Here is a 14919-nt window from a genome sequence, read left to right on the forward strand (position 1 = left end):
GTTTGTTAATATTTTTTTTGTAAAATCTGAATTTTGAATATATTTTAAGGCTAAATTTATGATAGATGTAATGCAAATTCAAAAAATTTTACCACATAGGTATCCATTTTTACTTGTAGATAAAATCGTAGAATTAAAAAATAAAGAAGTTGTTAGAGGTTATAAAAATATTAGTATAAGCGACCATGTTTTTATGGGACATTTTCCAGATCATCCAATTTACCCGGGTGTGTTAATTTTAGAAGGTATGGCACAAACTGGAGGGGTTTTAGCATTTGAAAGCATGGATGATAAGGTAGATCCAAGCACTAAAGTAGTGTATTTTACAGGTATTGATAATGCTAAATTTAGAAATCCAGTGCGTCCAGGTGATAGGCTTGATTATGAGATGAGTGTGGTGAAAAATCGTGGAAATATGTGGATTTTTCAAGGAAAAGCTTTTGTTGATGGACAATTGGTTGCAGAAGCTGAACTTAAAGCTATGATAGTAGATAAATGATGAGCAAAATTCATCCAAGTGCTGTTATAGAAGATGGAGCTATTATAGCAGATGGTGTTGTAGTAGAGGCCTATGCCTATGTTGGAAAAAATGCCAATATAGGTGCAAATACTATCATCAAACAAGGTGCAAGAATTTTACCTAATGTAAGCATAGGTGAAAATTCTAAAGTTTTTTCTTATGCCATAGTTGGAGATATCCCACAAGATATATCTTATAAAGATGAGATAAATTCAGGTGTTATTATAGGAAAAAATGCAGTTATTAGAGAATTTGTTACTATAAATTCAGGTACAGCTAAGGGCGATGGTTTTACAAGAATAGGTGATAATGCTTTTATAATGGCTTATTCTCATATTGCACATGATTGTTTGCTTGGAGATAATATTATTTTAGCAAATAATGCTACTTTAGCAGGTCATGTGGAACTTGGAGATTATACTGTGGTAGGTGGACTTACTCCAATACATCAGTTTGTTAAGGTAGGTGAGGGGTGTATGATAGCAGGTGCTAGTGCGCTTTCTCAAGATGTGGTGCCATTTTGCTTAGCTGAAGGAAATCGAGCAAGCATTAGAAGTTTAAATTTAGTAGGCATTAGAAGACGCTTTGATAAAGAAGAAGTGGATGTTTTAAGCAAGGCTTTTAAATTTTTATTCAGACAAGGAAGTTTAAAAGATAATGCTTTAAGTTTGCTAGAAAATACTTCTAGTGAAAATGTGAAAAAAATGTGTAATTTTATCTTAGAAACAAAAAGAGGAATTCCTATATATAAGGAAAAAAATCATGGTTAAAAGATGTAGTTTTTGCAGTGAAATAGAAACAAGTGAAAGAAGAATTTTAGTAAATGATTATAATAATGCCTTTATATGTGAGTATTGTGCCGAAAGTGCTTGCAATATTTTCTTTGGAGAGGAAAAAGAATTAAAAAATAAAGAAGTTGATAAAGAAAATTTTAAAGATATTACTCCTAAGGAATTAAAAGCATATTTAGATAAATATGTTATCGGGCAAGATAGAGCTAAAAAAATCTTTAGTGTAGGGGTGTATAATCACTACAAAAGGCTTTTTAGATCTGACTTAGAAGATGATGATACAGAATTAGCAAAATCAAATATTTTATTAGTAGGCCCAACGGGAAGTGGAAAAACTTTACTAGCACAGACTTTAGCTAGATTTTTAGATGTTCCTATCGCAATTTGTGATGCGACTTCTTTAACTGAAGCAGGTTATGTGGGAGAAGATGTTGAAAATATCCTTACTCGTCTTTTGCAAGCTGCTGATGGAGATGTGCAAAGAGCACAAAAAGGGATTATATTTATCGATGAGATAGACAAAATCGCAAGAATGGGTGAAAATCGCTCCATTACAAGAGATGTAAGTGGTGAGGGCGTGCAACAAGCCTTACTCAAAATTATCGAAGGATCTTTGGTAAATATCCCACCAAAAGGCGGTAGAAAACACCCAAATCAAGACTTCATACAAATAGATACAACTAATATTTTATTTGTGTGTGGCGGGGCTTTTGATGGTATTAGTGATATTATTAAAAGAAAATTAGGCGATAATGTCATGGGCTTTTTTACTGATGATAAAAAAGATGAAAAAGAAGCTTTACTTCAAAGACTAGAGCCTGATGATTTGGTGCATTTTGGGCTTATTCCTGAACTTATAGGAAGATTACATGTGCTTGCTTCTTTAGAAGAGCTTGATGAGGAAAGCATGGTACGTATTTTAACTGAGCCAAAAAATGCCATTATTAAGCAATATCAAAAACTTTTTGCTATTGACAATGTGGAATTAAAATTTGAAGATGAAGCGCTAAGAGAGATTGCTAAGCTTTCGCTAGAGCGTAAAACAGGTGCTAGAGGTTTAAGAAGTATTATTGAAGAAATGATGGTAGATTTGATGTTTGATTTGCCAGAGTATAATGGATATAGCATAGTAATTACTAAAGAAGTGATCAAAGAAGGTGCAAAACCTTTATTTATAAAAAATAAAAAAGTTAAAGGCTGAGAATGATTTTAGATCAAATAATTGGATTTTTTTCAAGCGATATGGGGATTGACTTAGGTACTGCAAATACTTTAGTTTTGGTAAAAGATAAAGGTATAGTGATTGATGAACCTTCGGTTGTTGCAGTAGAGCGTGAAAGATATGGTAGGGTTAAAATTTTAGCTGTTGGAAAAGAAGCTAAGGAAATGGTAGGAAAAACCCCAGGTAATATCGAAGCAATCCGTCCTATGAAAGATGGTGTGATTGCTGATTTTGATATGACTGAAAAAATGATCCGTTATTTTATAGAAAAAACTCATAGAAGAAAATCTTTTTTAAGACCTAGAATTATCATTTCAGTTCCTTATGGATTAACCCAAGTAGAAAGAAAAGCGGTTAGAGAAAGTGCGTTAAGTGCGGGTGCTAGAGAAGTATTTTTGATAGAAGAACCTATGGCAGCAGCTATTGGTGCAAATTTACCAATTAGAGAGCCTCAAGGGAGTTTGGTGGTAGATATTGGCGGTGGTACTACTGAAATTGGTGTTACTTCTTTAGGCGGTCTTGTGATTTCAAAATCTATCCGAACAGCTGGTGATAAGCTTGATACTAGTATAGTAAATTATGTAAAAGAAAAATACAATCTTGTCATAGGTGAAAGAACGGGCGAGGAAATCAAAATTGCAATAGGCTCAGCAGTTCAGCTTCCAAAAGAGCTTTCTATGGTAGTTAAAGGACGCGATCAAGTAACAGGATTGTTAAATAGAATAGAGTTAACAAGTGAAGATGTAAGAGAGGCTATGCGTGAGCATTTAAAAGAAATTGCTGATGCATTAAAAATCGTTCTTGAAATGATGCCGCCTGATCTTGCAGCTGATATTGTTGAAAATGGTGTTGTTTTAACAGGAGGCGGAGCTTTAATACGCGGTCTTGATAAATATTTATCTGAAATTGTAAAACTTCCAGTATATGTAGCTGATGAGCCACTTTTAGCAGTGGCAAAAGGCACAGGTAAAGCTTTGGAAGAAATTTCTTTATTGCACCAACTAACGAATGAAGAGTAAAATTCTTAGTGTTTTAATTTTATCTTTTTTAGTGTTTGTTTCGTTTTATTATGGAGATATAATAAAACGAAATGTTTTAGATTTAAATATTGCTATTGTTAATCAGTTTTCTCAAAGCATTAATCTTTTAAAAGATAAATTTAATGAGCATTTTAATCAAGCTCAAGAAATTAAAAAATTAAGAGAAAGAAATGCTGAACTTGAAAAAAACAATATCTATATGAAAAACTTTGCCAATGAATTAAACAATATTTTAAGTGATAAAAATTCAAGTTTTTATTATCCTAATGTTAGTTTAGTTAAGGCAACTTCTTATGCTCAAATTAGCGATTATCATAAGGTTTGGCTTGATGTGGATTATAAAGGAAAAATTAAAGGCTTAATTTATAATGGCTATACAGCAGGCATAGTTATAGAAAAAAATGGTAGAGCTTTGGGACTTTTACAAGGTGATGAAGAGTGTATTTTTTCCGTATATATAGGTAAGGAACAAGCACCAGGTATAGCTCATGGTAGAAATGATTATGTTTTAGTTAAATATATTCCTAAATGGCTTGAACTTAAAATGGGCGATAAGGTTTATACAAGTGGCTTAGATGAGATTTTCTTTTCAGGAATTCCAGTGGGCGAAATTTTTAAAATAGAAGAAGAAGGCGCCTATCAAAATGCATATGTTAAACCTTATGTAAAAATGAAAGTACCAAGTTATTTTTATATGGTAGAAAATTTTTAATAAAAAGTTATTTATTTTAGTTGATATAAATTATTATTTACTATTAAATATTAGAATTATCTCCGAATTTTAAAAATTTAGGAGATTAAATGAAAAAATATATCAGTAGTTGTTTAGCTTTTTGCTGTTTAAGTGGTGCTATTTATGCAAATGAAGTGGAATATGATGCACAAAAAATAGCAGATATTTTTTATCAACTTAATGCTGATCCTAAAAATCCAAAAGCAAAAGTTAATCATGCAAAAGGCTTTTGTGCTATGGGAACTTTTGAGCCAGCTTTGTCTATTAATAAAGAAGTTGATGTGCCTTTGTTAACACAAAAAAGTTTGCCAATCCAAGTAAGATATTCTTTGGGCGGAGCTTTTAAAGATGATAAAAGCAAAACAAGAGGTATGGCTATTAGAATTACTGATCCTAAAGATTCTGCTTCTTGGACTATGGTTATGCTAAATACAGAAATAAATTTCGCAAAAAATCCTAAAGAATTCGGTCAGTTTTTTGAAATGAGACTTCCTGTAAATGGTAAAGTCGATCAAGAAAAAATAAGCAAGATGATGCAAGAGGTTGATTCTTATAGAAATTTTGCTGCATATACTGATAAAATTGGCATTAGTAAAAGTGTAGCAAATACTCCATTTTTTAGTATTCATACTTTTTATTTTAAACAAGCAAACGGAGAAAACTATTTACCAGCAAGATGGAAATTAGTTCCAAGTGAAGGTGTGGCATATTTAAATGAAGCACAAATGAAAAGTGCGAGTAGTGATTTTTTAAAAGAAGATTTCCAAAATCGTGTAAAAGCTAATAAGCCGGTTGAGTATAAAATGTATTTAGTATATGCAAATAAAAATGATATTACCAATGAAACAACGGCCTTATGGAGTGGTAAGCATAAAGAAAGTCTAGTTGGGACTTTTAAGGTTAATGCCTTGAGCGATGAAGATTGTAATTTTGATGTATATTTTCCTTCGGATGTACCTCAAGGGGTTAATCCACCACAAGATCCTTTATTTGATGTAAGAAATGAAGCTTATGCTATAACTTTTGGTAAGCGTCAATAAAATTTAGCTCTTTAAGAGCTAAATTCTTTGTTAAATTCAACTTCTAAAAAACTTATATTTGTTATAATTTGGCTAAAAATTTAGCTTAGGAAAATACATGCCAAAAAGAACAGATATAAAAAATATATTATTAATAGGCAGTGGGCCTATCATTATAGGTCAAGCTTGTGAGTTTGATTACTCAGGAACTCAAGCGGCAAAAACTTTAAAAGAGCTAGGTTATAGAGTAGTTTTGATCAATTCTAATCCGGCTACGATTATGACAGATCCTGAATTTGCTGATGCAACTTATATAGAACCAATTACCAAAGAAAGTATTCTAAGTATTATCAAAAAAGAAAAAATCGATGCGATTTTACCTACTATGGGTGGCCAAGTTGCTTTGAATGTTGCTATGGAAGTTTATGAAAGTGGCGAGCTTGCAGATGTAAAATTTTTAGGTGCAAATCCTGAAGCGATTAAAAAAGGCGAAGACAGACAAGTTTTTAAAGAATGTATGAAAAAAATCGGCATGGATTTGCCAAAATCTATGTATGCGTATAATTATGAAGAAGCTTTAAAAGCTGTTGATGAGATTGGTTTTCCTTTGATGATTAGAGCTTCTTTTACCTTAGGTGGTGCAGGAAGTGGCGTGGTGTATAATATGGATGAGTTTGCAGAACTTGCAAATACTGCTTTAGCGCTAAGCCCTATCCATGAAATTTTAATCGAAGAAAGCTTACTTGGTTGGAAAGAATACGAAATGGAGGTCATTAGAGATAAAAATGACAATTGTATTATCGTTTGCTCTATTGAAAATGTCGATCCTATGGGGGTTCATACAGGCGATTCTATTACTATAGCTCCTGCTTTAACTTTGACTGATAAAGAATACCAAGCGATGCGTAATGCTTCTTTTGCTATTTTAAGAGAAATTGGAGTAGATACAGGTGGATCAAATGTGCAATTTGCTATCAATCCAACTAATGGTAGAATGATAGTTATTGAAATGAATCCTAGGGTTTCAAGATCTTCAGCCCTAGCTAGTAAAGCTACGGGCTATCCTATAGCTAAGGTAGCTACACTTTTAGCAGTTGGATTTAGTTTAGATGAGATTAAAAATGATATCACAGGAACTCCTGCTTCATTTGAACCGGTAATTGATTATATCGTAACTAAAATTCCTCGTTTTACTTTTGAAAAATTCCCAAATGCAAGCACAGAGCTTGGCACTGCTATGAAAAGCGTGGGTGAGGTTATGGCTATAGGGAGAACTTTTAAAGAAAGCATTCAAAAAGCACTTTGCTCACTTGAGAGAAATTTAAGTGGGTTTGATACTATAGAATGTGATAAAAATGAGCTTTTAACAAAAATTCGCCAAGCTAATGAAAAACGCTTGCTTTATATAGCACAAGCTTTTAGAGAAGGTTTTAGCACACAAGAGCTTTTTGAGCTTTGCAAAATAGATCCTTGGTTTTTAAACCAAATCAAAGAAATAGTGGAATTTGAAAATCAAATAGATATGGATATTTTAAGTAATAAGCAACTATTAAGAAAAGCCAAAACCTTAGGTTTTTCAGATAAAAAAATCGCTAGCTTGATTAATCAAAAAGATAATCTTGAGTTAAGTCAAAATGATATTTATTATGCAAGAATTAAACATAAAATCATCGCTCAATATAGTGAAGTAGATACTTGTGCAGGAGAATTTGAAGCACTGACCCCGTATTTATACTCAAGTATTAATACAAATGAAGCTACGCAAGTAAAAGAAAGTAAAGATAAAAAAGATAAAAAAGTGATGATTATAGGTGGTGGACCAAACCGCATAGGACAAGGCATTGAGTTTGATTATGCTTGCGTGCACGCTTCTTTTGCTCTAAAAGATATGGGTGTAAAAACTATAATGTATAATTGTAACCCAGAAACGGTTTCAACAGATTATGATACAAGCGATATTTTGTATTTTGAGCCAATTGATTTTGAGCATTTAAGAGCGGTTATTGATAGAGAAAGACCCGATGGAGTGATAGTGCATTTTGGTGGTCAAACTCCGCTTAAATTTGCAAAACGCCTTAGCGCTTTTGGGGCAAAGATTATAGGAACAAGTGCAAGGGTAATAGATTTAGCTGAAGATAGAAAGAAATTTGCTAAATTTATTGAAGATCTAGGTATAAATCAACCTAAAAATGGCACAGCCATAAGTGTAGAAGAAGCGATTATAAAAGCAAATGAGATAGGTTATCCTGTGCTTGTTAGACCAAGTTATGTTTTGGGTGGTCGTGCAATGCGTGTAGTGCATGATGAGAGTGAGCTTAGACTTTATATGCAAGAAGCAGTAGATGTGAGTGATAAATCTCCGGTATTAATCGATCAATTTTTAGATAATGCAACTGAGCTTGATGTAGATGCAATAAGTGATGGAAAAGAAGTTTATGTAGCAGGTATTATGGAGCATATTGAAGAAGCAGGAATTCACTCAGGCGATAGCGCTTGCTCTTTACCTGCTGTAAATATTGATGAAGCTATGCTTGAAATGATTGAGCAAAAAACAAAAGATATTGCTTTAAATTTAGGTGTAGTAGGACTTTTAAATATACAATTTGCTATTTATGATAATAAACTTTATATGATAGAAGTAAATCCAAGAGCTAGTAGAACCGTGCCTTTTGTGAGCAAAGCCACAGGAATTCCTTTAGCTAAGGTTGCAACACGCGTGATGTGGCAAGGAAATTTAAGAGAAAGCTTGAAATTTTATGATACCTTTAAAGTGGTAGAGGAAAAAAACGGAATTTTAAGAGCTAAAAAGCCAAAACATATTAGTGTAAAATCAGTGGTATTTCCTTTTGCTAAACTTAGCGGAAGCGATCTTGAGCTTGGACCTGAAATGCGCTCAACCGGTGAAGTTATGGGGGTAAGTAAAGATTTTGATAACTCTTATGCAAAAAGCCAACTTGCTTCTTCAAATTTCTTACCAGAAAGTGGTAATGTATTTTTATCACTAAGAGAGCAAGATAAAAAATATGCAGTAGATTTAGCTAATGAGTATATTAAGCTAGGATTTAAAATCATTGCTACGAGTGGAACTTATAAAGTTTTACAAGAAGCGGGCTTGGAGTGTGAGTTTGTGCATAAAATTTCTGAAGGACGCCCGAATGTAGAGGATAAATTAAAAAATTCTCAAATTCAACTTGCTATAAATACTAGCGATGAGCATAGTTTTAAAGGCGACACTAAAAAAATTAGAGCAAATATTTTACGCTTTAAAATCCCATATTTTACAAATCTAAGAGCAGCTTATGCGGGGATTAAAGCTATCAAAGCTATACAAAATAAATCATGTCTTGAAGTAAAGAGCTTACAAGAATACTTAAAAACATGATTTATCTTGCTCAAACTGATACAACAGCAGGGTTTTTAAGTAAGGACTTAAAAGCCCTTAATACTTTAAAAAAAAGGCCCTTAAAGCAAGATTGTTTAATTACTACGGCTAAATTTAGTGAGCTTAAAAAACTTACAAGAGTGCCAAATTATTTTAAAAATACTATTAGAAAATCCAAAAAAACTACTTTTTTATATCCTAATTCTAAAGCAATACGCGTTGTGAAAGATTGCACTCATGAGGAATTTTTAAAAAAGTTTGATTGGCTTTATTCTACTTCTGCAAACATTCATGGAAAAAAATTTGATCTAAATTGGGCTATGCAAAATGCAGATAAAATAGTAGATGAAAAGTTTTTTGAAAGTGGAGCCTCAAAGATTTTTAAACTTCGAGGCATTAAAAAAGTTAAACTGCGTTAATTTCCAAGCGGCCAAAATACTTTTGGCTCTTCGCCGATTTTTGCTTGTCCATGATACATTCCAAGTTTATCTTTAGTCCAAGCATAACCAACTTTTCCATTTTTATCTATTGAAATAATTCCGCCTGTACCACCAAGTTTTGCAACTTGTTTGATGGTTTCTTGGGCTGCTTTTTGCACTGAAAGTTTTTTGTATTTATACAAAGACGCAACTTCATGAGCTGCAGCTACTCTTATGTAAATATCACCTGTTCCTGTGCAAGAAATTGCTACTGAGTCATTATTTGCATAATTTCCTGCTCCTATGATAGGAGAATCCCCAATGCGTCCTGTCATTTTATTTGTAGTGCCACCTGTGCTTGTACCTGCTGCTAGGTTGCCGTTTTTATCTAAAGCTATTGCACCTACTGTGCCTAAATATGGCTCGGTGCTTACACCAAGATGAGCTTTTGCCTTATCACTATCTAATAAAACTTCCTTGCTTTTTTTAGCTTCTTGAAGTTGTTTGTATCTGTGCTCTGTAAAGAAGTATTTTTGTCCTACTATTTCTAAGCCATGTTTTTTGGCTAATTTATCAGCACCCTCGCCCGCTATTAAAGTATGGGGTGTTTTTTCCATAACAAGTCTTGCTGCTTCTATAGGGTTTTTAATCGTCCTAGCCATAGCAACTGCACCTGCTTTTAAATTTTTTCCATCCATTATAGATGCATCAAGCTCATTAAATCCATCAGAGGTAAAAACAGCACCTTTCCCAGCATTAAATTCAGGACTATCTTCCATTACTTTAATAGCGGCTATAACTGCATCAACCGAGCTTCCTCCTTTTTCAAGTATGCTTTGACCTGCTTTTAAAGATTCTTTCATTACCTTTTCTCTTTTGGCAAATTCTTCTTTGGTAAGTCCTAAGCCACTTGTTCCACCATGTATAACGATGATAGGTTCAAAATCTTTTGCAAAGACATTATTGCTTAGTAAAAATATTAAACTAGTTAATGTCAATAAAATTCTTTTACTACAGGTTAAAAATTTCATTATTTACTCCTTTTTTAAAATTATTTATTATATTTAATAAAAATTAAATATAACTAAAATTTAATTAATAAATGAGTATTTTTAGGACAAAAATTCTACTTTTTATTTTTATAGGTGTTATTTTTGAAAAATTTTTTAGAAATTAATTAAAATGTTTTTATATTTATTGCAAAATTAGGAGGTATTTTAATGTTTAAAACTATTGTAGCTAAGAAAATATCATTTTTCACAGCTTTGATTTTGGTTGTTGGATTTGGTATTTTTGTTGGACTAAATTATTATTCGTCTAAAACGGATATTCTTCAAAGTATTGTAAGTGGAAAGCAAGAAAGTGTTAAAAATGGAAAAAATTTTTCAGATTTATACTTCAATACCAAGATAGAGAATATTAAAAAAATCGCTGCAAGTATTATTGAACATAAAAATGTAAGTGAGGAATATATTGGTTCTTTTTTAGAAAAGATGTTTGGTTTTTATTCTTTTAATGCTATTTATGTTGGGTATGAAAAAGATGGTAGCTTAATTGATGTAGATATTAATTCTAAAGGAAAACATTTTATTTTAAATCAAGAAAAAGATGGTTTTGATGCTAGAGAACGCGTGTGGTATCAAAATGCAAAAAATAAAAATAAGGTAAGCATTTCAGAACCTTTTTTAGATGTCGTAACTAAAAAAATAGCTTTGTCAGTGTCAATTCCGATTGTTATTGATGGGAAATTTTATGGAGTTTTAGCAGGTGAGTTTTTTCTAGATGATATACGCAATGCTTTTGGAAGATTAAAAACTACTGCAAGTAATAATGTGTTTTTAATCAATGAAAGAAAGGAAATGATAGCTCATTCTTCTGCTAATATAGATTTTTATGAAGACAATGAAGTTAAAGAAGTGTTAAAAAATTTTGTTAATGTTGCAAGTGTAACTCCAAATGAAACTACTGATTTGATTTTATATAAACTTAAAGGTCAAGAACGCTTAGCTGTGTGTATTATGGGAGAAAATTCTTTAACTTTGTGTTCTTCTAATGCTTTGAGTGATTATGATGAGGTTTTAAACGGACTTTTAATTACCCAAGTTATATTTGGTGTGATTTTTGTCCTTGTTATTATCGTTATTTTGGGTGGTATGATAGAGCATTTTCTTAAGAAAATTATATTTATTAAAGAAGCTTTAGAAGATTTTTTTGAAAGTTTAAACTACAAAGGCGATATGAAGGATATAGATTTAAATATCAAAGGAAATGATGAATTTGCTATTATTGGTAAAGAAATCAATAATGGTATAAAAAATATCCAAAAGAATTTAAAGCAAGATAAGAAGGCTGTGTTTGAAAGTGTTCAAAAGTTGAAAGAGATAGAGCTTGGAGATTTATCTGTTAGAATTGATAATAATCCTATAAATCCTCAACTAATAGAGTTAAAAAATGTATTAAATGAATTGCTTGATATTTTAGAAGAGAAAATAGGATCAAACATCAACGAGCTTGATAGAGTGCTTGAAAGTTATAAGGCTTTAGATTTTTCAACACAGGTTGAAAATGCAAAAGGAAGTGTAGAAATAACAACAAATGTTTTAGGTTCAGAAATCAAAAAGATGTTGATTTCTTCTTCTAAATTTGCACATAAACTAACTATACAATGTGAAAAACTAGAAGAATTTATGCAAAAACTTGTTGATGGAACTTATTCTCAATCAAATTCTTTGGAAAAATCCATAAAAGCAGTAGAGCAAATAAACATTTCTATGCAAAATGTTGGAGGTAAAACTACAGAGGTTGTTTCTCAAGCTGAAAATATTAAAGAAGTAGTAAATGTGATCAAGGACATAGCAGAACAAACAAATTTATTAGCATTAAATGCTGCCATAGAAGCTGCTCGTGCGGGCGAACATGGCAGAGGTTTTGCTGTGGTTGCTGATGAGGTGCGTCATTTGGCTGAAAAGACAGAAAGAAGTTTAGGTGAGATAGAAGCTAATGTAAATATTTTAGTTCAAAGTGTTAATGATGTTTCTATATCAATGCATGAACAAACTCAAAGTATTTCACAAATCAATGATGCGATAATTCAACTAGAAGATGTCACAAAAGAAAATGTAAAAATAGCTAATTTTACTAATGAAACTACTAAAGAAGTAGGGGATATTTCTCAAGATATATTAAAAGAGGTAGAAAGTAAGAAAATTTAATACCAAGGAGCTTATTATTTTGTAATTTTGGTTATAATTTGCACTTTTAAAAAGGTAGATTATGATTGAAAGAACAAAAATAAGCTCTAATTTTGGTTGGTTTATGGTAATTTTAGGTGGTTTGGTTGAGTGTTTTTGGGTAAGTGGTTTAAAATACTCTACTGAAATTTGGCATTATGCTTTAACAGCCATTGGAGTTTGTATATCTTTTACATGTTTTTTAAAAGCTTGTGAAAGACTTGAAGTAAGTATTGCTTATAGTGTTTTTGTAGGTATTGGCACGGTTGGAGTGGTGCTTAATGAGATGTTTATTTTCAATGAGCCAAGCTCTATTACCAAGCTTACTTTAATAGCCATTTTGCTTTTAAGTATCATAGGCCTTAAAATCATTAGCAAGGAAGCTAAGTAATGGAATGGTTTTTTTTATTTTTAGCGACCGCTTTTGAAATTTTTGGCGTGATTATTATGAAACAACTTGTAAGCACTAAAAATAAGCTTTATCTTTTAGCTTTGATAGTGTGTTTTGCTTTTTCATTTGGATTTTTAAGCCTTAGTATGCAAAGCATTGCTATGAGTGTGGCTTATTCTATATGGACAGGAGCTGGAACTGCAGGCGGGGTTATCATAGGGGTACTTTTTTATAAAGAAAGTAAAAGCTTTTTAAAGCTTTTTTTAATTGCCCTTATTATTGCTTGCACTGTGGGTTTAAAAATACTTTCATAGGTTTAAAATGAAAATATACATTAGTGGTATAGACACAGATGTTGGTAAAACTTATCTAAGTGCTAGAATTTGTAAAGAATTGGGTTTTGATTATTTTAAGCTTATCCAAGCAGGTATGCCAAAAGATAGCGAGGTAGTAGCTGAGTTTAGCCCAAAAACTAAGATTTTCAAAGAAGGTGTGTTTTTAAAAACCCCTGCTTCCCCGCACAAAGGTAGGATTTTAGAAAATTTAAACTATAAAGCTTTTGATATACAAATTCCACAAAGTGATAAACTCATCATCGAGCTAGCTGGTGGGCTTTTTTCGCCCCTTGATGATGAAAAAACAATGATTGATTATATGAGTGCGTTTAAGCACCCTACGATTTTAGTCGCAAAAGACTATCTAGGAAGTATCAATCACACGCTTTTAAGCATAGAAGCACTAAAACAAAGAGATATTAAAATCCTTGCTTTAATCTTAAAAACTCAAGATACTTTTAGCAAGGATTTTATAAGCAATTACGCTAAAATTCCTATCATAGAATTTGACGATAAAGTGTGTGAAAAACTTTCAAAAATCCTTGAAAATCTCTCTTAAAGACTGCACTACATAAACAATTTCATCTTCATTTATAACATATGGTGGCATGAAGTAAATTGTATTTCCAAGTGGTCTTAAAAGCAAGCCTTTTTCTAAGGCTCTTTGAAAGACTTCAAGTCCTGCTCTTTGGTATTTGCTTTTTTGTATATCAAATGCACTTACCATGCCTAAATTTCTAAAATTTCCTAAAAAGTCAAATTCTTTTAAACTCTCCCATTGAGTTTTTATAAAAGCACTTTTGATTTTATTTTTTGTGATGATATTTTCTTTTTCAAAAATATCCAAAGTCGCATTAGCCGCTGCACAAGCTAGGGCATTACCCGTGTAAGAGTGAGAGTGTAAAAAGGCCTTTTGGCTCTCATAGCTATCATAAAATTTCTCATAAATTTCATCTTTAGTAAGCACCACTGAAAGTGGTAAATACCCACCCGTGATAGCTTTAGAAAGACATATATAATCAATACTTTGTGAGCAATAATCAAACGCAAACATCTCCCCTGTGCGTCCAAAACCTGTGGCTATTTCATCAAATATCACTTGCACACCATAATCTTTAGCAAGTTTAACTGCCTCATCTAAATACCCAAGCTCGTACATATGCATATTGCCCGCACATTGAAGTAAAGGCTCAAGTATAAAAGCACAAATTTCATGATGATGATTTTTTAAAATGCTTTCTAGAATTTCGAGTTCTTTTGTATAGTCCTTGCTTGTTGGCACAGGCGTTGTGATACTTTTTAAAAGTAAAGGATCATAGGTTTTTTTATAAAGTGCTACATCGCCAACGCTTAATGCACCTAAGGTTTCTCCATGGTAAGAATTGCTAAGCGATAAGAATTTATCCTTTTTAGAGCCATTGTTTAAGTGGTATTGAAAACTCATTTTTAAAGCCACTTCTATGGCCGAACTACCATTGTCTGCAAAAAAACATTTATCAAAAGGTAAAAGCTCACAAAGCCTTTGTGATAGCTTTATGATAGGCTCATGTGAAAAGCCTGCAAGCAAGACATGTTCTAAATTTTGAAGTTGATCTTTGATTTTTTCATTGATATATTCATTACAATGACCAAAGATATTTACCCACCAAGAGCTAATGCAGTCTATGTATGATTTTTCATCAAAATCATACAAATACACTCCCTTAGCCTTTTTTATAGGTATTAAAGGTAAAAACTCATGATCGCTCATTTGCGTGCAAGGGTGCCAAATGTGTTTTAAGTCTAGTTCTTTTAAATTCATTTTTACTTCTTTGATTTTTATTACTAATAATACTAC

Annotated in this window: 14 protein-coding genes and 1 pseudogene; 13 read left to right on the top strand and 2 right to left on the bottom strand. The window is 32.0% G+C overall.

Going from position 1 to position 14919, the window contains the following annotated elements:
* Positions 1-58 precede the first annotated feature (58 nt).
* The 8 genes from fabZ (at position 59) to L8V85_RS05500 (ending at position 9126) form a co-directional block, all read left to right on the top strand.
* Entirely contained in the window at positions 59-499 is a 441-nt protein-coding gene (fabZ, locus tag L8V85_RS05465) for a 3-hydroxyacyl-ACP dehydratase FabZ (protein ID WP_039619275.1), read from the top strand.
* Complete coding sequence (lpxA, locus tag L8V85_RS05470) at positions 499-1290, top strand: acyl-ACP--UDP-N-acetylglucosamine O-acyltransferase (RefSeq protein WP_263737647.1); 792 nt, start codon at positions 499-501, stop codon at positions 1288-1290. The genes fabZ and lpxA overlap by 1 nt, the downstream gene beginning before the upstream one ends.
* Positions 1283-2512 carry an ATP-dependent Clp protease ATP-binding subunit ClpX gene (clpX, locus tag L8V85_RS05475; RefSeq protein ID WP_263737623.1) on the top strand — a complete coding sequence of 410 codons (1230 nt, stop codon included), beginning with the start codon at positions 1283-1285 and terminating at the stop codon, positions 2510-2512. Before lpxA ends, clpX begins: the two co-directional genes overlap by 8 nt.
* Positions 2513-2514: 2 nt before the next feature.
* The gene (locus L8V85_RS05480) at positions 2515-3552 is read left to right on the top strand and encodes a rod shape-determining protein (RefSeq protein ID WP_012662095.1); all 1038 of its coding nucleotides are present in this window, start codon (positions 2515-2517) and stop codon (positions 3550-3552) included.
* Positions 3542-4285, top strand: a complete 744-nt coding sequence (gene mreC, locus L8V85_RS05485) for a rod shape-determining protein MreC (RefSeq protein ID WP_133319511.1) — start codon at positions 3542-3544, stop codon at positions 4283-4285. The genes L8V85_RS05480 and mreC overlap by 11 nt, the downstream gene beginning before the upstream one ends.
* Before the next feature lie 89 nt (positions 4286-4374).
* The gene (locus L8V85_RS05490) at positions 4375-5346 is read left to right on the top strand and encodes a catalase (RefSeq protein WP_263660462.1); all 972 of its coding nucleotides are present in this window, start codon (positions 4375-4377) and stop codon (positions 5344-5346) included.
* Positions 5347-5443: 97 nt separating this feature from the next.
* Entirely contained in the window at positions 5444-8707 is a 3264-nt protein-coding gene (gene carB, locus L8V85_RS05495; protein ID WP_263737624.1) for a carbamoyl-phosphate synthase large subunit, read from the top strand.
* Positions 8704-9126, top strand: coding sequence for a Sua5 YciO YrdC YwlC family protein (locus tag L8V85_RS05500; protein WP_133319514.1), 423 nt, complete (start codon positions 8704-8706; stop codon positions 9124-9126). Before carB ends, L8V85_RS05500 begins: the two co-directional genes overlap by 4 nt.
* Here the strand turns inward: L8V85_RS05500 and L8V85_RS05505 are convergent.
* Complete coding sequence (locus tag L8V85_RS05505; RefSeq protein ID WP_263659513.1) at positions 9123-10157, bottom strand: isoaspartyl peptidase/L-asparaginase family protein; 1035 nt, start codon at positions 10155-10157, stop codon at positions 9123-9125. The genes L8V85_RS05500 and L8V85_RS05505 overlap by 4 nt on opposite strands.
* Positions 10158-10619: 462 nt before the next feature.
* Between L8V85_RS05505 and L8V85_RS08425 the strand changes: the two are divergent.
* From L8V85_RS08425 to bioD, 5 genes and pseudogenes are all read left to right on the top strand, one after another.
* Positions 10620-11123, top strand: a pseudogene (locus L8V85_RS08425) (cache domain-containing protein); the annotation flags it as partial.
* Positions 11124-11813: 690 nt separating this feature from the next.
* Complete coding sequence (locus L8V85_RS08430) at positions 11814-12338, top strand: methyl-accepting chemotaxis protein (protein WP_375154850.1); 525 nt, start codon at positions 11814-11816, stop codon at positions 12336-12338.
* A 61-nt stretch (positions 12339-12399) separates the two neighbouring features.
* Entirely contained in the window at positions 12400-12747 is a 348-nt protein-coding gene (locus tag L8V85_RS05520; protein ID WP_087699708.1) for a DMT family transporter, read from the top strand.
* Positions 12747-13061, top strand: coding sequence for a DMT family transporter (locus L8V85_RS05525; protein ID WP_087699706.1), 315 nt, complete (start codon positions 12747-12749; stop codon positions 13059-13061). The genes L8V85_RS05520 and L8V85_RS05525 overlap by 1 nt, the downstream gene beginning before the upstream one ends.
* Positions 13062-13068: 7 nt before the next feature.
* On the top strand, positions 13069-13641 hold the full coding sequence (bioD, locus tag L8V85_RS05530) for a dethiobiotin synthase (RefSeq protein ID WP_263737625.1): 573 nt from the start codon (positions 13069-13071) through the stop codon (positions 13639-13641).
* Here bioD and L8V85_RS05535 read toward each other — a convergent pair.
* On the bottom strand, positions 13615-14883 hold the full coding sequence (locus tag L8V85_RS05535; protein ID WP_263737626.1) for an adenosylmethionine--8-amino-7-oxononanoate transaminase: 1269 nt from the start codon (positions 14881-14883) through the stop codon (positions 13615-13617). The two genes, bioD and L8V85_RS05535, sit on opposite strands and share 27 nt — an antisense overlap.
* Positions 14884-14919: the final 36 nt, after the last annotated feature.

Origin of the sequence: Campylobacter sp. IFREMER_LSEM_CL2090 (assembly GCF_025771865.1) — a bacterium.
In the GTDB taxonomy this organism is placed as follows: Bacteria; Campylobacterota; Campylobacteria; order Campylobacterales; family Campylobacteraceae; genus Campylobacter_D; species Campylobacter_D lari_D.